This window comes from Pseudactinotalea terrae, assembly GCF_009733845.1.
GTDB lineage: Bacteria > Actinomycetota > Actinomycetes > Actinomycetales > Beutenbergiaceae > Pseudactinotalea > Pseudactinotalea terrae.
This window is the reverse complement of sequence record NZ_WNXZ01000001.1, coordinates 962,466-980,955: the sequence shown is the minus strand read 5'-3', so window position 1 is coordinate 980,955 and position 18,490 is coordinate 962,466. Positions and strand designations below refer to the sequence as shown.

At 71.8% G+C, this 18,490-nt stretch carries 16 protein-coding genes; all 16 read left to right on the top strand.

What is annotated here, in order from left to right; all coding sequences use genetic code 11:
• Window positions 1-27 precede the first annotated feature (27 nt).
• On the top strand, window positions 28-1,110 hold the full coding sequence (locus GPA03_RS04500; RefSeq protein ID WP_162458253.1) for a semialdehyde dehydrogenase: 1,083 nt from the start codon (window positions 28-30) through the stop codon (window positions 1,108-1,110).
• Window positions 1,107-2,399 (top strand): NAD(P)/FAD-dependent oxidoreductase, encoded by a 1,293-nt coding sequence (locus GPA03_RS04495; RefSeq protein ID WP_162458252.1) that lies wholly within the window; start codon window positions 1,107-1,109, stop codon window positions 2,397-2,399. The genes GPA03_RS04500 and GPA03_RS04495 overlap by 4 nt, the downstream gene beginning before the upstream one ends.
• Window positions 2,347-2,718: a phosphoribosyl-AMP cyclohydrolase gene (hisI, locus tag GPA03_RS04490; RefSeq protein ID WP_421958403.1), complete on the top strand. Its 372-nt coding sequence runs from the start codon at window positions 2,347-2,349 to the stop codon at window positions 2,716-2,718. The genes GPA03_RS04495 and hisI overlap by 53 nt, the downstream gene beginning before the upstream one ends.
• On the top strand, window positions 2,715-4,283 hold the full coding sequence (locus tag GPA03_RS04485; protein WP_156250752.1) for an anthranilate synthase component I: 1,569 nt from the start codon (window positions 2,715-2,717) through the stop codon (window positions 4,281-4,283). The genes hisI and GPA03_RS04485 overlap by 4 nt, the downstream gene beginning before the upstream one ends.
• Complete coding sequence (locus GPA03_RS04480; protein WP_156250751.1) at window positions 4,280-4,873, top strand: Trp biosynthesis-associated membrane protein; 594 nt, start codon at window positions 4,280-4,282, stop codon at window positions 4,871-4,873. The genes GPA03_RS04485 and GPA03_RS04480 overlap by 4 nt, the downstream gene beginning before the upstream one ends.
• A gap of 16 nt (window positions 4,874-4,889) precedes the next feature.
• A complete protein-coding gene (locus GPA03_RS04475; RefSeq protein ID WP_241681087.1) occupies window positions 4,890-5,186 on the top strand; it encodes an HGxxPAAW family protein in 297 nt (98 codons plus the stop codon).
• Window positions 5,187-5,189: 3 nt separating this feature from the next.
• Window positions 5,190-5,747, top strand: coding sequence for a DUF4190 domain-containing protein (locus tag GPA03_RS04470; protein WP_156250750.1), 558 nt, complete (start codon window positions 5,190-5,192; stop codon window positions 5,745-5,747).
• Window positions 5,744-6,154: a DUF2752 domain-containing protein gene (locus tag GPA03_RS04465; protein ID WP_156250749.1), complete on the top strand. Its 411-nt coding sequence runs from the start codon at window positions 5,744-5,746 to the stop codon at window positions 6,152-6,154. Before GPA03_RS04470 ends, GPA03_RS04465 begins: the two co-directional genes overlap by 4 nt.
• Before the next feature lie 65 nt (window positions 6,155-6,219).
• Window positions 6,220-7,032 (top strand): indole-3-glycerol phosphate synthase TrpC, encoded by an 813-nt coding sequence (gene trpC / locus GPA03_RS04460; protein WP_156250748.1) that lies wholly within the window; start codon window positions 6,220-6,222, stop codon window positions 7,030-7,032.
• Window positions 7,029-8,315, top strand: a complete 1,287-nt coding sequence (gene trpB / locus GPA03_RS04455) for a tryptophan synthase subunit beta (protein WP_194239495.1) — start codon at window positions 7,029-7,031, stop codon at window positions 8,313-8,315. Before trpC ends, trpB begins: the two co-directional genes overlap by 4 nt.
• Entirely contained in the window at window positions 8,312-9,130 is an 819-nt protein-coding gene (gene trpA / locus GPA03_RS04450; protein WP_156250747.1) for a tryptophan synthase subunit alpha, read from the top strand. The genes trpB and trpA overlap by 4 nt, the downstream gene beginning before the upstream one ends.
• The gene (lgt, locus tag GPA03_RS04445) at window positions 9,127-10,137 is read left to right on the top strand and encodes a prolipoprotein diacylglyceryl transferase (RefSeq protein WP_156250746.1); all 1,011 of its coding nucleotides are present in this window, start codon (window positions 9,127-9,129) and stop codon (window positions 10,135-10,137) included. The genes trpA and lgt overlap by 4 nt, the downstream gene beginning before the upstream one ends.
• Before the next feature lie 119 nt (window positions 10,138-10,256).
• Window positions 10,257-14,825, top strand: a complete 4,569-nt coding sequence (gene gltB, locus GPA03_RS04440; protein WP_156250745.1) for a glutamate synthase large subunit — start codon at window positions 10,257-10,259, stop codon at window positions 14,823-14,825.
• Window positions 14,818-16,287: a glutamate synthase subunit beta gene (locus GPA03_RS04435; protein WP_156250744.1), complete on the top strand. Its 1,470-nt coding sequence runs from the start codon at window positions 14,818-14,820 to the stop codon at window positions 16,285-16,287. The genes gltB and GPA03_RS04435 overlap by 8 nt, the downstream gene beginning before the upstream one ends.
• Before the next feature lie 43 nt (window positions 16,288-16,330).
• The gene (pyk, locus tag GPA03_RS04430) at window positions 16,331-17,755 is read left to right on the top strand and encodes a pyruvate kinase (RefSeq protein WP_156250743.1); all 1,425 of its coding nucleotides are present in this window, start codon (window positions 16,331-16,333) and stop codon (window positions 17,753-17,755) included.
• Between the two features lie 84 nt (window positions 17,756-17,839).
• Entirely contained in the window at window positions 17,840-18,490 is a 651-nt protein-coding gene (locus GPA03_RS04425; protein ID WP_156250742.1) for a hypothetical protein, read from the top strand.

Here is an 18,490-nt window from a genome sequence, read left to right as displayed (position 1 = left end):
TCGGTGACCCCGAGACAGGAGCCGCACGTGCTGATCGACACCCCCGCACTCCCGACGGCGGAGCGCACCTTCGCCTTCCTGGTGCACCCACGCGCCCGGGTCGCCCCGGACATGGCGCGCGTGTGGTCCCCGCTCGGGCAGCTGCCGGAACCGGCGCTGCAGTGGGGGCTGCGGCACCTCCCGGTGCCGCCGCAGCCGTTCGCGACCGTGCGCCGGCGGGACCGCGCGACGGTGGCGGGCCATATCATCGTGGTCCCTGTCAGCGCGCGGCAGATGCTCACCGAGGACCGTCGCTGGGTGGTCGGCAAGATCGAGGCGGCGATCGACCGGGCGGTCGAGCTCGGCGCCTCGGTCGTCGGGCTGGGAGCGCTGACCACACCCGCGAGCGGCGCCGGGCGGCTGCTGCGGGAGCGGCCCGGCCTCACCCTGACGACAGGCAACGCGTTCACGGCGTTCCTCACGGTCGAGGCGTTGCGCAGGCTGCTGCCCGCCGCGCCGGGGGGCCACATCGCGATCGTCGGCGCATCGGGCAGCGTGGGATCCTGCGTCGTCCGGCTGCTGGCCGAGGACCCGCTCGGCACCGACCTGACCCTGGTGGCTCGTGGCGCCGGCCGGCTGGAGGAGCTCGCGGCCGAGGTCCGCGGCACCGGGCTGCAGGTCAGGACCTCGACCTCGATCGATGACATACGGGACGCCGACCTGGTGCTCGTGCTCACCTCCGCGACCGACGCGCTGGTGCGCGCGGAGCACCTGAAGCGCGGGGCGATCGTGCTCGACGACACCCAGCCACGCAACACGGACGCCGCGCTGCAGCACGAGCGGCCCGACGTGCTCGTGGTCGACGGCGGGATCGCGGCGGTCCCGGGCGTGGAGCTGCGGGGCGACATCGGGTTGCCAACCGGCCTCGCCTACGCGTGCCTGTGCGAGACGATGCTGATGGCCTTCGACGGGGTCGTCGTCTCGGCGACCGGGCAGGCGAGCGTCGATCACGCGATCCGGATGCGTGCGGCAGCCAACCGCTACTCGCACCTCGGGTTCACGCTCGCGGACCCGATGTCCTTCGGGCGTGCGATCGCCTGGCCCGAGGCGCTGACCGAGGTGGCGTCGTGACCACCGAGGTCGTGGTGCTCGGCGGCGGCTACGTCGGCGTCTGGGCCGCGCGTAGGGTGGTCGGCAGGCGCGGCGTCCGGGTCACGCTGGTCTCGATGGCGCCCCATCACAGCTTCCACGGCTGGACCGCTGAGGTCATCACGGGGCACGTGGCGCCAGAGCGGGCGCGGGTCCCGCTCGTGGAGCTTGTCCCCGGTGCCCGGCACATCCACGGCGTCGTCGGGACCGTCGATACGTCCGCACGCACGGTCGACGTGATGAGCGCCACCGGCGCCCAGCGGCTGCGCTACGACCATCTCGTGGTCGCGACCGGCAGCCGGGACGCGACCGACCGGGTCCCGGGGCTGACAGAGCACGGGTGGTCGCTCAAGCACGATCGCGCGCTGCTGGAGATGAACGGGAACCTTGCCGGCGTCGTCGAGATGGCCGCCCGGACCGCCGACCCGGCGCACCGCCGCAGGCTGCTGCACGTGGTCGTCGCGGGTGCTGGCTTCGCCGGCACCGAGGCCGCCTGCGCGATCGCGCAGCGGCTCCGCGCGGCTGTGGCGGCCGAATCGGCGCTGGCGGGGGAGCGAGCCACCGTGACGCTCCTCGGTGCCGGCGCCGACGTGCTGCCCAGCCTGCGCCCCCGCCTCGAGGCGGTGGCGGAGTACGCCGCCGGCAAGCTCGTCGAGGCCGGTGTCACGGTGCGCAGCAACGCTCGGCTGGCCTCGGTCACCCCCACCGGGCCCGTGCTGGAGGACGGCACCGTGCTGGCCGCCGCGACCGTGATCTCCGCGCTGGGTCAGACCCCGGTCGCGCCGCCAGGACTCGAGGATCTCGCCACCGACGCCGCCGGCCGGCTCGTCACCGATCGGTTCCTGCGAGTGGCCGAGAACGTGTGGGCGGGCGGCGACTGCGCCGCTGTCCCGCACCCGGCCGGCAGCGGACCGTGCCCGGCGAACGCGCTCTGGGCGATCTACCACGGCAAGCGCATCGGGGCCAACATCGTGCGTGCGCTGCGCGGCCGCGAGCCCGCGCCGTTCCGGTTCCCCGGGCTGGGGCAGGGCGCGAGCTACGGGATCGGCCGCGGCGCCGCGGAGCTCTACGGCGTCCCGCTGACCGGGTGGGTGGCGTGGCTGGCGCGGTGGGTCTTCTTCCACGCCTACATGCCGTCGCGCAGAGTGGCGCTCGCGACCCTCGTGGAGTGGCGGCGCCACCCGGCCCTGCCGCAGGTCGGTGCGCAGCCGTGGGAGGATCGTGGGCGTGCCGCTCGACCCCACGATCGCCGATCGACTGCGCCGCGATGACTCCGGACTGGTGTGTGCGGTCGTCCAGGACGATCACGACGGACGCGTTCTCATGGTCGCCTGGATGGACGACGAGGCGCTCAGGAGGACCCTGACCCAAGGGCGGGTGACCTACTGGTCCCGCTCGCGTCAGGAGTACTGGCGCAAGGGCGACACCTCGGGGCACATCCAGCTGGTGCGCAGCGTCGAGATCGACTGCGACGGCGATGCGCTGCTGCTGCGGGTCGAGCAGGTCGGGCCTGCGTGCCACACCGGTGCCCGCTCGTGCTTCGACGCCGGCGGCACGCTCCCCGCCGTGCGCGGGGAGAACGCCCCGTGACCGGGCCGCAGACCGTCGGCTGGGGCGAGACCTGGCCGGCGCTGCCCACCTTCACGGCGCTCGCCGCCGAGCGGCGCGTGGTGCCGGTCGTGCGCCGCCTGCTGGCTGACGACGTCACGCCGGTCGGGCTGTACCGTCGCCTCGCGCAGGGTCGCGTCGGCACGTTCGTGCTCGAGTCCGCCGAGTCGGACGGCACGTGGGGCCAGTGGTCCTTCATCGGTGTCACCGCGCGTGCCGGGCTGGTCTCCCAGCCCGACGGCGAGGCCCGGTGGTGGGGCGAGGTGCCGTCGTCGGTCCGGACGCAGGGCGATGTCGTCGAGGTGCTCGCCGACGCGCTGTCGGCGCTCCACACCCCGCAGGTGCCGGGGCTGCCTCCGCTGACCGGTGGGTTCGTGGGGGCGCTGGGCTGGGACGTCATCCACCACTGGGAGCCGACGCTGCCGCGCCGGGCGCCCGCCGAGCACGACCAGCCCGACGTCGGGTTGCTGCTGATCGGGGACATGGTCGCCGTCGACCATCGCGACGGCAGCCTGTGGCTGATCGCCAACGCCTTCCTCGACGAGACGCAGCCCACGGCCGCGCTCGAGGGCGCCTACCGCGATGCCGTCGCGAGGCTCGACGCGATGGTCGCGACCCTGGCGGTCCCGGCGGCACCCGTGCTGGGCGTGCTCGACAGCGGTGCACCCGAGCCCGAGGTCAAGCACCGCACGGCACACCTGGAGTTCACCGACGCCGTCACCACCTCCAAGCAGGCGATCGTCGACGGCGAGGTGTTCCAGGTCGTGCTGAGCCAGCGGTTCGACGTCGACTGCCCGGCCGACCCGCTCGACGTCTACCGGGTGCTGCGCACCGTCAACCCCAGCCCCTACATGTACCTCGTGCACCTGCCCGACGGGCCGGAGGGCAGCGGTCAGGGCTACCACGTCGTCGGGTCGAGCCCGGAGACGCTGGTCAAGGTCGCCGGCCGACAGGTCACCAGCTTCCCGATCGCGGGCTCCCGGCCGCGCGGTGCGACGCCGGCCGAGGACAAGGAGCTCGCCGACGAGCTGCTGGTGGACCCGAAGGAGTGCGCCGAGCACCTCATGCTCGTCGACCTCGCGCGCAACGACCTCGGCAAGGTGTGCGTGCCCGGGACGGTCGCGGTGGTCGAGCTCATGGAGATCAAGAGGTTCAGCCACATCATGCACATGTCCTCGACCGTCAGCGGCGAGCTGCGACCCGAGGCGACCGCCCTGGAGGCCTTCAAGGCCACGTTCCCGGCCGGCACGCTCTCGGGCGCCCCCAAGCCTCGCGCGATCGCCCTGATCGACGAGCTGGAGCCGGCACGCCGCGGGATCTACGGTGGCGTCGTCGGCTACTTCGACCTGGCCGGCGACATGGACACCGCGATCGCGATCCGCACGGCGGTGATCGCCGACGGGCATGCGACCGTGCAGGCCGGCGCCGGCCTGGTCGCGGACTCCGACCCCGAGACCGAGTACGTCGAGACGCGGAACAAGGCGGCGGCCGCGCTGCGGGCGATCCGGATCGCTTCCACGATGACCTCGCCCGTCGTCGCACCATGACCGGCTCGCTCGGTCGCGGTCGCGCGGTGCTGATCGTGGTGGTGCTCGGGATCGCGCTGTTCGGGCTGACGCTGCCCGCATGGGCGCACGCCGTCGCGCCGACCACGGTCGGCAGCGAGGCGGTGACGGTCGCCGGCTCCGACGCTGCGCCGGGCGTGGCCAGCGCCGGGCTCGTGGTGCTGGTCTCGGGCCTCGTGCTCGGGCTCGCCGGCGCGCTCGCCCGCGTGCTCGCCGTGCTCGGTGTGATCGCCGGGGGAGCGTTGGCAGCGGTCTCCGCCGGCCTCTTCCTCGCCGATCCCGAGCGAAGCGTGCTGCGCGCCGCCGCCGAGATCACCGGCGTGCGACAGGTCGACGGCCCGATCACGGTGGCGCCGTGGCCGACAGCAGCGCTGGTCGTCGGCGCCGTGGCCGTCCTCACGGGGCTCGCGCTGCCCTTCCTCGCCGGGTCGTGGCAACGGGTGGGGCGACGCTACGAGCGTGGCACCGACGCCGCCGCCCGGGCGACGCCGACGCCCCCTCGCACGCCCCGAGGCCGGGCGATGGACGACTGGGACGCGCTGACCCGGGGCGACGACCCGTCCCACGGGTAGCCGGTACGATCGCGACGTGGAGCAGAAGACCGTGATCATGCGTCAGGTGAATGGTGAGACCATCGAGGAGCAGGTCGGTCTGCCGCCCATGCCTGCGCACCGGAACGAGGGCAAGACCCCGGCCGGCTGGACGCTGCTGTACGTCGTCGGGCTCGGCGCCCTGATCTTCGCCGTCGGTATGCCGATGGCCTCGGCACCCGTCATGATCGCCGGTGCGGTCGTGGTCGTCGTCGGCCTGGTCGCGAGCGCGATCATGCGCGCGATGGGTCTCGGCCAGCCGCGTGGCTCCCGCGAGGCGGACCGGGCAGCCTGACCGATGTCGTACGGCCCCCCACCGCCTCCCAGCGGCGGCACCAACCCTTACGGCGAGGTCCCCGAGGGCGGCTCGTCGTCGACCCCGTCGGTCCCCAGCTACGGCACACCGCCGTCCGGGCCTGCAGGCTCCCAGCTGTGGCAGACACCTCAGGACGCGCCACCGCCCCCACCCCCGCCGCCCTCGGGTCCGAGCTACGGCACCCCGCCGGCGCAGCAGTACGGCGGACCTGCGCAGAACTACTCCCCCTACCTGGCGCAGAGCCGGTACCCCGGTGCCCCCGGCTACGGCGGCTGGATCAACAGCACCCGCGACAACGGCAAGGCCACCGGGGCCCTCGTCATGGGGATCCTCAGCATCGTGCTGTGCTTCGGCTCCCTGCTCGGCATCGGGCTCGGCGTCGGCGCGATCCTCATGGGCAACGCCGGCCGCCGGGCGGCCGATGCCGGAACCGCCGACAACCGCGGTGTCGCCACCGCCGGGCTGGTCCTCGGGTGCATCGGGGTGGGGATGAGCCTGCTGGCCTCGCTCGGCTACCTCTCGCAGTTCGCCGCGGGGTGACGGCAGCGACCGAGGTCCGCCGCGGCGTAGGCACGCCGCTGCTCGTCGGTGGCCTCGTGGCAGCTGCGACCCTGGTCGTGGCGCTCCGCGACCCGCACGAGGGCGGCTACCCGCTGTGCCCCGTGCTCGCGCTGACCGGCTACTACTGCGCCGGGTGCGGTGGCCTGCGGTCCGCGCACGACCTCGCGACCGGTGACGTCGCGGGCGCCTGGGGCATGAACCCGTTCTTCACGATCGCCATGCCTGTCGCCGCCGTGCTCTGGCTGATCTGGCTGGTCCGGGCGGCCACCGACAGGCCCGCATGGCAACCGCCCGCCTGGTCCGTGATCGCGTTCCTGGCTCTCGCGATCGTGTTCTCCGTGCTGCGGAACGTGCCCGCGCTCCACGGTGTCCTCGGCCCGGTGTGAGCGTGGTCGGCGTGCCCGACGGTTCCAACTAGCATGGGCGTCGTGGTGAGCAAGGAAAACCCCGTATGACCGTGCTCGAGGACATCGTTGCCGGGGTCCGCGAGGACCTGGCACATCGTGAGACCGAGGTACCGCTCGCCGAGATGCGGGCCCGTGCACTCGACCAGGCTCCGGCGCTCGACGCCGTGGCGGCCCTGCGCCGCGACGACGCCGTCACCGTGATCGCCGAGGTGAAACGCTCCAGCCCCTCGAAGGGTCCGCTCGCCGACATCCCGGACCCAGCGGCGCTCGCTGTCGAGTACCAGGCAGGCGGGGCCGCCATGATCAGCGTGCTGACCGAGCAGCGCCGCTTCGGCGGCTCGCTCGCCGACCTCGCCGCGGTGCGCGCCGTCGTCGACATCCCGGTGCTTCGCAAGGACTTCGTGGTCTCGCCCTACCAGGTGTTCGAGGCACGCGCCCATGGCGCCGACGCCGTGCTGCTGATCGTGGCCGCACTCGAGCAGCCGGTGCTGACCGGTCTCCTGGAGCGCGTGGTCTCGCTCGGCATGACGCCGCTGGTCGAGGCCCACACCGAGGAGGAGGTCGACCGCGCTGCCGAGGCGGGGGCACGCGTGATCGGCATCAACGCCCGCAACCTGCACACGCTCGAGGTCGACAGGGAGACGTTCCCCGGGCTCGTCCCGCGCGTGCCGGCCGGTGCCGTCATCGTGGCCGAGTCCGGTGTCCGGGGCCCGCACGACGTGCTCGACTACGGCCGCTGGGGGGCGCACGCCGTGCTGGTCGGCGAGGCGCTCGTGACCACCGGCGACCCGCGCGGCGCCACCTCCGACATGGTCGCGGCCGGTGCGCACCCGGCGCTGCGATCCGTGCGTCCGTGACCGAGACGAGCGGCCCCGGCGGCACAGCTCCGCTGCGGGCGGCGACAGGTCCGTACTTCGGCGACTACGGCGGCCGGTTCGTCCCCGAGGCGCTGATCGCCGCCCTCGACGACCTCTCGGTCGCCTGGGACAAGGCCCGGGTGGACCCGACCTTCGCGCTCGAGCTCTCGACGCTGGCCCGGGACTACACCGGGCGGCCGTCGCCGATCACCGAGGTGCCGCGGTTCGCGCGCAGCGCCGGTGGGGTGCGGATCGTGCTCAAGCGCGAGGACCTCAACCACACCGGTTCCCACAAGATCAACAATGTGCTCGGCCAGGCGCTGCTGACCAAGCGGATCGGCAAGACCCGCGTGATCGCCGAGACGGGCGCGGGCCAGCACGGTGTCGCGACCGCCACGGCAGCGGCCCTGTTCGGCCTGGAGTGCACGGTCTACATGGGCGAGGAGGACACCCGCCGACAGGCGCTCAACGTCGCGCGGATGCGTCTGCTCGGTGCCGAGGTGGTCCCCGTCACCTCCGGCTCGCGCACGCTCAAGGACGCGATCAACGAGGCGTTTCGTGACTGGGTGACCAACGTCGAGACCACCAACTACGTGTTCGGCACGGTGGCCGGCCCGCACCCCTTCCCTGCGTTGGTGCGCGACCTGCAGAAGGTCATCGGCGAGGAGGCCCGCGCCCAGATGCTCGAGCGGTTCGACGCGCTTCCGGACGCCGTGGTCGCCTGCGTGGGCGGCGGCTCGAACGCGATGGGCATCTTCCACGCCTTCCTCGACGATGCCGATGTCGCGCTCATCGGCTGCGAGGCCGCAGGCGATGGCATGGACACCGAGCGCCACGCCGCCACGATCTCCAAGGGCGTGCCCGGCGTCTTGCACGGTGCCAAGAGCTACCTCCTCCAGGACGAGGACGGCCAGACGATCGAGTCTCACTCGATCAGCGCCGGCCTCGACTACCCGGGCGTCGGCCCCGAGCACGCGTGGCTCGCCGATCTCGGTCGAGCGAGCTATCGCGGCATCTCCGACGCCGAGGCGATGGAGGCGTTCGCACTGCTGTCCCGCACCGAGGGGATCATCCCGGCCATCGAGTCGGCGCACGCCCTGGCGGGTGCGCTCACGCTGGGCCGCGAGCTGGTCGACGGCGGTGCGGACCCGGCGCAGACCACCATCCTCGTGAGCCTGTCGGGGCGCGGCGACAAGGACGTCGAGACAGCGATCGACTGGTTCGGGCTGACCGGCAACGGCGGGCCCGGCCTGCGCGGCGCCGACGAGGAGGCCGACGGATGAGCCACGCGCGTCGCACCGCGGGTGCCGCGATCGACGACGCCTCGGCGCAGGGGCGCCGTGCCCTGGTGATCTACCTCCCGGTGGGCTACCCGGATGTCGACACCTCGATCGAGGCGGCCCGCACAGCCGTCGCCGCCGGAGCGGACATCATCGAGCTGGGGCTGCCGTACTCCGACCCCGGCATGGACGGCCCGCTGGTCGCAGCCGCGGCGCAGCAGGCGCTCGACGGCGGCGTCCGGATCGCCGACGTCATGCGTGCGGTCGAGGAGGTCGCCGCGACCGGCGCGGCCGTGCTCGTGATGACGTACTACAACCCGGTGCTCCGCTACGGCGTCGAGCGTTTCGCCCGCGAGATCGCGGAAGCCGGCGGAGCCGGTCTGATCACGCCGGACCTCATCCCGGACGAGGCGGGGGAGTGGATCGCCGCCGCTGACGCCCACGGCCTCGACAAGGTCTTCCTCGTCGCACCCAGCTCGACATCCGAACGCCTCGAGCTGACGGCGCACGCCTCGCGGGGTTTCGTCTACGCTGCGTCCACGATGGGTGTCACCGGAGTGCGGGCCGCCATCGGCGCTCACGCCGAGGCGCTGGTCTCGCGCACCCGCGCGGCGGGCGCCGAGCGCGTCTGCGTCGGGATCGGGGTCTCGGACGCCCAGCAGGCGGCCGAGGTGGCCGGGTACGCGGACGGCGTCATCGTCGGGTCGGCCGCCGTGCGTGCGCTCGGCAGCGCCGCCGGTGCCGAAGGGCTCGACGCCCTCCGCACGCTCGTGGAAGACCTTGCCGACGGGGTACGCCAGGGCACGGTCGCTTCGTGACCGGGATCCCCAGCCCGCCGACGGGCGTCTGGTACCTCGGACCGATCCCTGTCCGCGCCTACGCGGTAGCGATCCTCGCCGGGATCGTCATCGGCGCGTGGATCGCCATCAGGCGGTACCGCGCCCGCGGCGGGCCCGAGGGCGCGCTGCTCGACGCCGTGATGTGGGCGGTGCCGTTCGGCATCGTCGGAGCGCGGATCTACCACGTGTTCTCCTCGCCGGACCGCTACTTCGGCCCCGACGGCAACATCGCGCTCGCGCTGCGCATCTGGGAGGGCGGGCTCGGCATCTGGGGCGCCATCCCCGCCGGTGCGCTCGGTGCGTGGATCTCGCTGCGCCGGGCCGGGCTCCGGTTCGCGCCGTTCGCCGACGCCATGGCGCCCGGGGTGCTCGTGGCTCAGGCCGTCGGTCGGCTCGGCAACTACTTCAACCAGGAGCTCTTCGGGGCACCGACGACGCTGCCGTGGGGGCTGCAGATCGACCAGGAGCACCTGCGCGCTCAAGGTCTCGACTTCGCCGAGGGCACGCTCTTCCATCCGACCTTCCTCTACGAGCTGCTGTGGAGCCTGGCGATGGCTGCGCTCCTCGTGCACCTCGACCGCAAGCTCCAGCTGCGACACGGTCGGGTGTTCTGGTTGTACGTCGCCCTCTACACGGCAGGGCGGCTCTGGATCGAGATGCTGCGCATCGACGAGGCCGAGGAGGTGCTCGGCCTGCGCCTGAACGTGTGGACCTCGATCATCGTGCTCGTGGTGGCGCTGGCGGTCTTCGTCATCATCGGGAGGCGCAAGCGCGGCGTCGAGGAGACGGTCTGGCTACCCGGCCGCGAGCCCGAGGACGCCGAGTCCGACGACGCCGATGACGAGGACGTGGACGAGGCAGCGACCGAGACGGATGAGCTCGAGGACGCCGACGACGGCGACGACGAGGCGGCGGGCGAACCCGACGACCCCGTCACCGGCGAGACGTCGGGCGACTCCAGGGCAACGACGCCCAGGGCGGACTGACGAGCCGTCAGCACGACCGCTTTCGCTATCCTGACCGACATCTCGGGCCGACGACGTCCCTCGCCAGCACCAACGGCTGCGGCTCACGTCGCGGTGGGAGGACAGACCCAAGAATGACCATGAGACAAGACTCGGGTTTCCCCTTCAGCGCCGTACCGCCTGCGCGCGGGCTGTACGACCCGGCCGCTGAGCACGACGCCTGTGGGGTCGCGTTCGTCGCCACCCTGCGGGGGACGCCGGGCCGCGACATCGTCGACGCCGGCCTCACGGCCCTGCTGAACCTCGACCACCGCGGTGCCGTGGGCGCTGAGGAGGACTCGGGCGACGGCGCGGGGATCCTCACCCAGGTCCCGGACGCGTTCTTGCGCGACGTCGTCGACGCCGACCTGCCCGCACCGGGCCGGTACGCGATCGGGATGGCCTTCCTGCCGACCGCGCCCGACGAGCAGGTCGCGGCGATGGAGGGGATTGCCGAGATCGCCGCGCAGGAGGGCCTCGACGTGCTGGCCTGGCGCGACGTGCCGGTGACCGCCGAGCTCGTGGGTCCGACCGCGCGCGCCTGCATGCCGGCGTTCAAGCAGCTCGTGATCGCCTCCCGGGATCGACTCCTGCGGGACGTCGAGCTCGATCGTCGCGCCTACCGGGTCCGCAAGCGCTCCGAGCACGCGCACGGCGTGTACTTCGCGTCGCTGTCCTCCCGCACGCTCGTGTACAAGGGCATGCTGACCACCAAGCAGCTCGAGCCCTTCTTCCCCGACCTGTCCGACCCCCGGTTCGCCACCGAGATCGCTCTCGTGCACTCGCGGTTCTCGACCAACACGTTCCCCTCGTGGCCGCTGGCGCACCCGTTCCGGCTCGTCGCCCACAACGGCGAGATCAACACCGTGCGTGGCAACCGCAACTGGATGGCGGCGCGGCAGGGCACCCTGCAGTCCGAGCTCTTGGGCGAGGTCCGGGACCTGCTCCCGATCTGCAGCGAGTCCGAGAGCGACTCGGCGAGCTTCGACGAGGTCCTCGAGCTGCTGCACCTCGGTGGCCGGTCGCTGCCGCACGCGGTGCTGATGATGATCCCCGAGGCGTGGGAGAACCACGCCACGATGTCGGCCGAGCGCCGGGCGTTCTACGAGTACAACGCCACGATCATGGAGCCCTGGGACGGGCCCGCCGCGATGTGCTTCACCGACGGCCGCTTCATCGGCGCGGTCCTCGACCGGAACGGGTTGCGCCCGGGTCGGTTCTGGATCACCGAGGACGGCCTGGTCGTGCTCGCGTCCGAGTCCGGTGTGCTCGACATCCCGGCAGAGAAGATCGCGCGCAAGGGCCGCCTGGCCCCCGGGCGCATGTTCCTCGTCGACACCGGCATCGGCCGGGTCCTCGAGGACTCCGAGATCAAGTCCGAGCTGGCGGCGTCGCTGCCGTACGCGCGCATGCTCGGGGACAACCTCGTGAGGCTGAGCGACCTGCCCGAGCGTGAGCACGTGGCGCACTCGCGCAGCTCGGTGCTGCGCCGTCAGCAGACCTTCGGCTACTCCGAGGAAGAGCTGCGCATCCTGCTGCGTCCCATGGCCGCCGTCGGCGCCGAGGCGCTCGGGTCGATGGGCACCGACACCCCGGTCGCCGTGCTGTCCTCGCGGCCCCGCATGCTGTTCGACTACTTCACCCAGCTCTTCGCCCAGGTGACCAACCCGCCGCTGGACGCGATCCGCGAGGAGCTCGTCACCTCGCTCGGCGGTGCGATCGGCCCCGAGCCGAACCTGCTGATCGACGACGAGGCGCACGCGCGCAAGCTCGTCATCGGGTTCCCGACCATCGACAACGACCAGCTGGCGAAGATCAAGCACATCCACCGCACGCCGACCGCGGGCAAGGGCTTCTCGGCCGTCACGATCCGTGGCCTGTACCCGGTCGCCGGCGGTGCGCCGGCGCTCGAGCAGCGGCTCGAGGAGATCTTCGCGGAGGTCGACGAGGCCGTGGACCGCGGCGTGAGCTTCATCGTGCTCTCGGACCGCGACTCGGACCACGAGCTCGCACCGATCCCGTCGCTGCTGCTGACGGCCGCGGTGCACCACCACACGCTCAAGCGCCAGACGCGTACCCAGATCTCGCTGCTGGTCGAGGCGGGCGACGTGCGCGAGGTGCACCACGTCGCGCTGCTGATCGGCTACGGCGCCGCGTGCGTCAACCCCTACCTCGCGATGGAGAGCGTCGAGGAGCTGGTGCACTCCGGCGTCGTCACAGGGGTCACCCCCGAGCAGGCGGTCACGAACCTCATCAAGGCGCTCGGCAAGGGTGTGCTCAAGGTCATGAGCAAGATGGGCATCTCGACCGTGCACTCCTACCGGGGCGCGCAGGTGTTCCAGGCGCTCGGGCTCTCCCGCGAGCTGGTCGACAAGTACTTCACCGCCACCCCGAGCCCGCTCGGCGGCGTGGGGCTCGACGTGATCGCCGCCGAGGTGGCAGCACGCCACGCGAGCGCCTACCCCAAGAGCGGGATCGAGGCGGCGCACCGCCGTCTCGAGGTCGGTGGGGAGTACCAGTGGCGGCGTGAGGGCGACCCGCACCTGTTCGATCCCGAGACCGTGTTCCGGCTGCAGCACTCCACCCGCAACCGGCGTTTCGACGTGTTCCAGGACTACACCCGCCGGGTCGACGACCAGAGCAAGGCCCTGATGACGCTGCGAGGACTGTTCTCCTTCCAGGAGGGGCTGCGAGAGCCGGTCCCGATCGAGGAGGTCGAGCCGGTCAGCGAGATCGTCAAGCGGTTCTCCACCGGAGCGATGAGCTACGGGTCGATCTCGGGCGAGGCGCACGAGACCCTCGCGATCGCGATGAACGAGCTCGGCGGCAAGTCGAACACCGGTGAGGGCGGCGAGGACACCGACCGCCTGCACGACCCGCGCCGCCGCAGTGCGATCAAGCAGGTCGCCTCGGGGCGGTTCGGCGTCACCTCCGACTACCTCGTCAACGCCGACGACCTGCAGATCAAGATGGCGCAGGGAGCCAAGCCCGGTGAGGGTGGGCAGCTGCCCGGCGGCAAGGTGTACCCGTGGGTCGCCAAGACCCGGCACGCCACGCCCGGTGTCGGGCTGATCTCTCCGCCACCCCACCACGACATCTACTCGATCGAGGACATCGCTCAGCTCATCCACGACCTCAAGAACGCGAACCCGCAGGCTCGGGTGCACGTCAAGCTGGTCTCGGAGGTCGGCGTCGGCACCGTCGCCGCCGGGGTCTCGAAGGCCCACTCCGACGTCGTGCTGATCTCGGGTCACGACGGCGGTACCGGGGCGAGCCCGCTGACCTCCCTCAAGCACGCCGGCGGTCCCTGGGAGATCGGGCTGGCGGAGACCCAGCAGACGCTCGTGCTCAACAACTTGCGCGACCGCATCGTGGTGCAGACCGACGGTCAGCTGAAGACCGGCCGGGACGTGGTCATCGCCGCGCTGCTGGGAGCCGAGGAGTTCGGGTTCGCCACGGCACCCCTGGTGGTCTCGGGCTGCATCATGATGCGCGTGTGCCACCTGGACACCTGCCCGGTGGGTGTGGCGACGCAGAACCCCGAGCTGAGGGCCCGGTTCTCGGGCAAGCCGGAGTTCGTGGTGACGTTCTTCGAGTACATCGCCGAGGAGGTGCGCTCCTACCTCGCCCAGCTCGGGTTCCGCTCGATCGAGGAGGCGGTGGGCGCCGTCGAGATGCTCGACACGACCGCCGCCGTCGAGCACTGGAAGGCCTCGGGGCTGGACCTGAGCCCGATCTTGACAAAGGTCGAGCTCCCACCGGGGTCGTCCGCGCACCAGGTGCGCGGTCAGGACCACGGCCTCGAGCGCGCGCTCGACAACACGTTGATCGAGCAGGCCGAGCCCGCCCTCGAGCGCGGTGAGCCCGTGGAGATCGCCGCCCGGGTGCGCAACGTCAACCGAACTGTCGGCACGATGCTCGGCCACGAGGTGACGAAGCGGTACGGCGCCGAGGGGCTTCCCGACGGCACGATCGACATCACGCTCACCGGTTCGGCGGGCCAGTCCTTCGGGGCGTTCCTCCCGACCGGTATCACCCTGCGACTGAACGGCGACGCCAACGACTACGTCGGCAAGGGCCTGTCCGGTGGGCGGATCGTGGTGCGCCCCGAGCGCACGGCCGTGTTCTCACCGAGCCAGAACGTCATCGCCGGCAACGTCATCGCCTACGGTGCGACCTCGGGCTCCGTGTTCCTGCGCGGGACAGCGGGAGAGCGCTTCGGCGTCCGGAACTCCGGGGCCACCCTCGTGGTCGAGGGTGTCGGCGACCACGGCTGCGAGTACATGACCGGCGGCACGGTGGTCGTGCTCGGGTCGATCGGGCGCAACTTCGGCGCCGGGATGTCGGGTGGGACCGCGTACGTGCTGGACCTCGACCCGGCGCTGGTGAACGGCCCCGCGGTCGCCGCGGGCGAGCTCGCTCTGGAGACGCCCGACGAGGAGGACGTCACGCTGCTCGTGCAGCTGCTCGGCGAGCACCACCGCCACACCGACTCGCGCATCGCCGGCGAGCTCGCTGCCGACCCCGAGGCGATCCGCAGCCGGTTCACCCGGCTGCGACCACCTGCGTATGCCCGCGTGCGGGCACTGCTGGAGCAGGCAGAGGCGGATGGCGTGGATGTCGCCGAGCCGCAGGTCTGGAACCGTATCCTGGAGGCGACCCATGGCTGACCCACGAGGATTCCTCAAGACCCGGGACCGGGAGCTTCCGGCCCGCCGACCCGTACCCATCCGGCTGCAGGACTGGCGCGAGGTCTACGAGAAGAGCCCTGAGGACGAGGCCGCGCTCACCCGGCAGGCCGGGCGCTGCATGGACTGCGGCATCCCGTTCTGCCACAACGGCTGCCCGCTCGGGAACCTGATCCCGGAGTGGAACGACCTCACCAGGCTCGGCCGTTTCGACGAGGCGATCGAGCGGCTGCACGCCACGAACAACTTCCCCGACTTCACCGGTCGGCTCTGCCCTGCCCCGTGCGAAACCTCCTGCGTGCTCGGCATCAACCAGCCCGCCGTGACGATCAAGAACATCGAGCTCTCGATCATCGACAAGGCCTTCGAGGACGGCCTGGTGGAGCCGCTGGTGCCCGGGCGGCTCACCGGCTCCACGGTCGCCGTCATCGGCTCCGGACCCGCGGGCCTCGCCACTGCGCAGCAGCTCACACGCGTGGGTCACACAGTCGCGGTGTTCGAGCGTGACGACGCGATCGGCGGACTGCTGCGCTACGGCATCCCCGAGTTCAAGATGGAGAAGGCGGTCCTGGACCGCCGGCTCGCGCAGATGGAGGCGGAGGGGACGCGGTTCCGCCCCGGCGTCGCCGTCGGCTTCGACGCGGGCACCACCGGGACCGACCTGCTCGAGCGCTACGACGCCGTCGTGCTGGCGATGGGAGCCACCGTTCGTCGCGACCTGCCCGTGCCCGGGCGCGACCTCGACGGGATCCACCAGGCCATGGACTACCTGCCGCAGGGCAACCGCGCGGCGCTCGGCGAGTCGGTCCCGGACCAGATCACGGCCGAGGGCAAGGACGTGGTCATCATCGGCGGTGGCGACACCGGCGCCGACTGCCTCGGCACCGCGCTCCGGCAGGGTGCCCGCAGCGTCACCCAGCTCGAGATCATGCCGCGCCCCGGTGAGGACCGGCCGGAGGGGCAGCCCTGGCCGACCTACCCGATGATCTACCGGGTCGCCAGCGCCCACGAGGAGGGCGGCGACCGGGTCTACGCGACGTCGACCGCCGAGTTCGTCGGTGACGAGCACGGCCGCGTCAGCGAGCTGCGCGTGCACGAGGTGGAGTTCGTGGACGGCCGCCCGGCACCTGTCGAGGGAACCGAGCGCGTGATCCCCGCCCAGCTGGTGCTGCTGGCGATGGGATTCACCAGTGTGGAGACCGACGGCGTAGTCTCTCAGCTGGGTCTCGACGTCGACCAGCGCGGTCGGATCGTTCGAGACCACCAGTTCGCCACCAGGGTCCCTGGGGTGTTCGTGGCCGGCGATGCCGGTCGCGGTCAGAGCCTCATCGTGTGGGCGATCGCAGAAGGTCGGTCAGCCGCAGCCGCGGTCGACTCCTACCTGCGCGGTCACACGGAGCTGCCAGCCCCGATCGAGCCGACAACTGTGTCCATCGCCGTCTGAATCGACGGCGCACCACCACCACACTTCTCACGAGGGTTGATGCATGCGTAGAGCCAAGATCGTCTGCACGCTGGGCCCGGCGACCGAGAGCACGGAGATGATCCAGGCTCTTGTCGACGCCGGCATGGACGTGGCCAGGATCAACAGGAGCCATGGCGAGGCCGAGCAGCACGCCGTCGTCATCGAACGGGTCCGGGCGGCCGCGGCGGCCTCCGGCCGTGCGGTCGCCATCCTGGTGGACCTCCAAGGCCCGAAGATCCGCCTCGGGCGGTTCGTCGACGGCAAGCACTACCTCGCCGAGGGTGACACCTTCACGATCACCACCGAGGACGTCCCGGGCACCAAGGAGCTCGTCTCGACGACGTTCAAGGGCCTCCCCGGAGACGTCTCGCCCGGCGACTCGATCCTCATCGACGACGGTCGCGTGGCCGTCAAGGTGACCGCCGTCGAAGGGCCCCGTGTGGTCACGCGCGTCGAGGTCCCCGGCCCGGTGTCCAACAACAAGGGGCTGAACCTGCCCGGCGTGGCGGTCAACGTCCCCGCGCTCAGCGAGAAGGATGCCGAGGACCTGCGCTGGGCGCTCGCCCTGCGCGCCGACTTCATCGCGCTGTCGTTCGTGCGCTCCGCACGCGACTACGACGACGTCGCGGCGATCATGGCGGAGGAGGGCTACAAGGCGCCGGTCATCGCCAAGATCGAGAAGCCGCAGGCCGTCGACAACCTCGAGGAGATCGTCGATGCCTTCGACGGCATCATGGTCGCCCGTGGTGACCTCGGCGTCGAGCTCCCGCTCGAGCAGGTCCCGCTGGTCCAGAAGTCTGCGATCGAGATCGCGCAGCGCAACGCGAAGCCAGTGATCGTCGCGACCCAGGTGCTCGAGTCGATGATCTCCGCGCCGCGGCCCACGCGGGCCGAGGCATCCGACTGCGCCAACGCGGTGCTCGACGGCGCCGACGCGGTCATGCTCTCCGGTGAGACCAGCGTGGGCGAGTACCCGATCGAGTGCGTGCGCACGATGGCGCGCATCATCGAGAACACCGAGGAGCACGGTCTGGAGCGCGTCACCCGTGTGACGGTCCCGCCGCACACCCGTGGTGGCGTCATGACGCGCGCGGCCAAGCAGATCGCCGAGTCGCTCGAGGTCAAGTTCGTCGCCTGCTTCACGCAGTCGGGCGACACCGCGCGGCGCATGTCCCGGCTGCGCTCCGCCATCCCGCTGCTGGCGTTCACTCCGGTTCCCGAGGTTCGCAACCAGCTGGCCCTGACGTGGGGCGTGCAGTCGTTCATCGTCCCCCAGGTCGAGCACACCGACGCCATGGTCGGCCAGATGGACCAGGCCGTGCAGGACAGCTCGCTCGCCGAGGTCGGGGACTCGGTGGTCGTCGTGGCGGGTCTGCCGCCGGGGGTCGCCGGCAGCACGAACTCGATCCGGCTGCACACCATCGGCGACCAGATCGTGCACAACTAACCATCGCGCGCACCCGGGCACGGGTGCGAGGGTGGCTCGTATGCGGGGAAGAGTCTCGCGCTCCGGCGCGCCGTGGTGTGCGCCGTGAGCGCGATGGTCATGCTCACCGGTTGCGGCACGACCCCAGCAGGGGGCGACGGGTCGTCGTCGTCGCCCTCCGCCGACGAGGCCGGCGGGGGCGGCGCGCCTCCCGAGAGGCCCACCGAGCTCCCCACCGACCTCCGGGAGTGCCCACCGGACGAGAAGGACGTCGTCGACGTCCGTGTGCCGGTGAGCGTGCGCCCGAGGTACGACGTCCCGGCAGGGTTTCGCACCGAGGACGCGGGCCTCGCGCAGATCGCCACCGCCGAGGGTGAGCACTACGAGGCGACCTACCACCTGTACGAGCAGCGGGACGCCGTCGAGGTCCTCGCGGTCGTGCACTACCTGCACCTCGCAGGCGGTCCCGTGGCCGATGAGTGCCGCCGGCTCGACGTGGACGAGGTGCTGGAACGGCTGGCCGACCACGACGTGCGGTCGGGCTCGAGGGTGACCCTCGGCCCGGACCTGGTCGAGGTGGCGGGCGCCCCCGCGCTCGTCGAGGAGCGCACCTACCCCGAGGTCGGGATCACGGTCCGGCACTACTGGATCTACGGCACGGGGGACATGCTGAACATCCAGTGCCAGTGGACCGGCCACCGGGCGGAGGTGCTGGCGGGGTGCGACGCACTGCTGGCCAGTCTCACACTCAGCTGA

What these genes read in the sequence shown, in the direction of transcription:
- trpC (WP_156250748.1), top strand. Translation starts at nt 6,220, where the DNA reads ATGACCGTGCTCGAGGACATCGTTGCCGGGGTCCGCGAGGACCTGGCA.
- gltB (WP_156250745.1), top strand. Translation starts at nt 10,257, where the DNA reads ATGAGACAAGACTCGGGTTTCCCCTTCAGCGCCGTACCGCCTGCGCGC.
- pyk (WP_156250743.1), top strand. Translation starts at nt 16,331, where the DNA reads ATGCGTAGAGCCAAGATCGTCTGCACGCTGGGCCCGGCGACCGAGAGC.
- trpA (WP_156250747.1), top strand. Translation starts at nt 8,312, where the DNA reads ATGAGCCACGCGCGTCGCACCGCGGGTGCCGCGATCGACGACGCCTCG.
- GPA03_RS04435 (WP_156250744.1), top strand. Translation starts at nt 14,818, where the DNA reads ATGGCTGACCCACGAGGATTCCTCAAGACCCGGGACCGGGAGCTTCCG.
- GPA03_RS04480 (WP_156250751.1), top strand. Translation starts at nt 4,280, where the DNA reads ATGACCGGCTCGCTCGGTCGCGGTCGCGCGGTGCTGATCGTGGTGGTG.
- GPA03_RS04470 (WP_156250750.1), top strand. Translation starts at nt 5,190, where the DNA reads ATGTCGTACGGCCCCCCACCGCCTCCCAGCGGCGGCACCAACCCTTAC.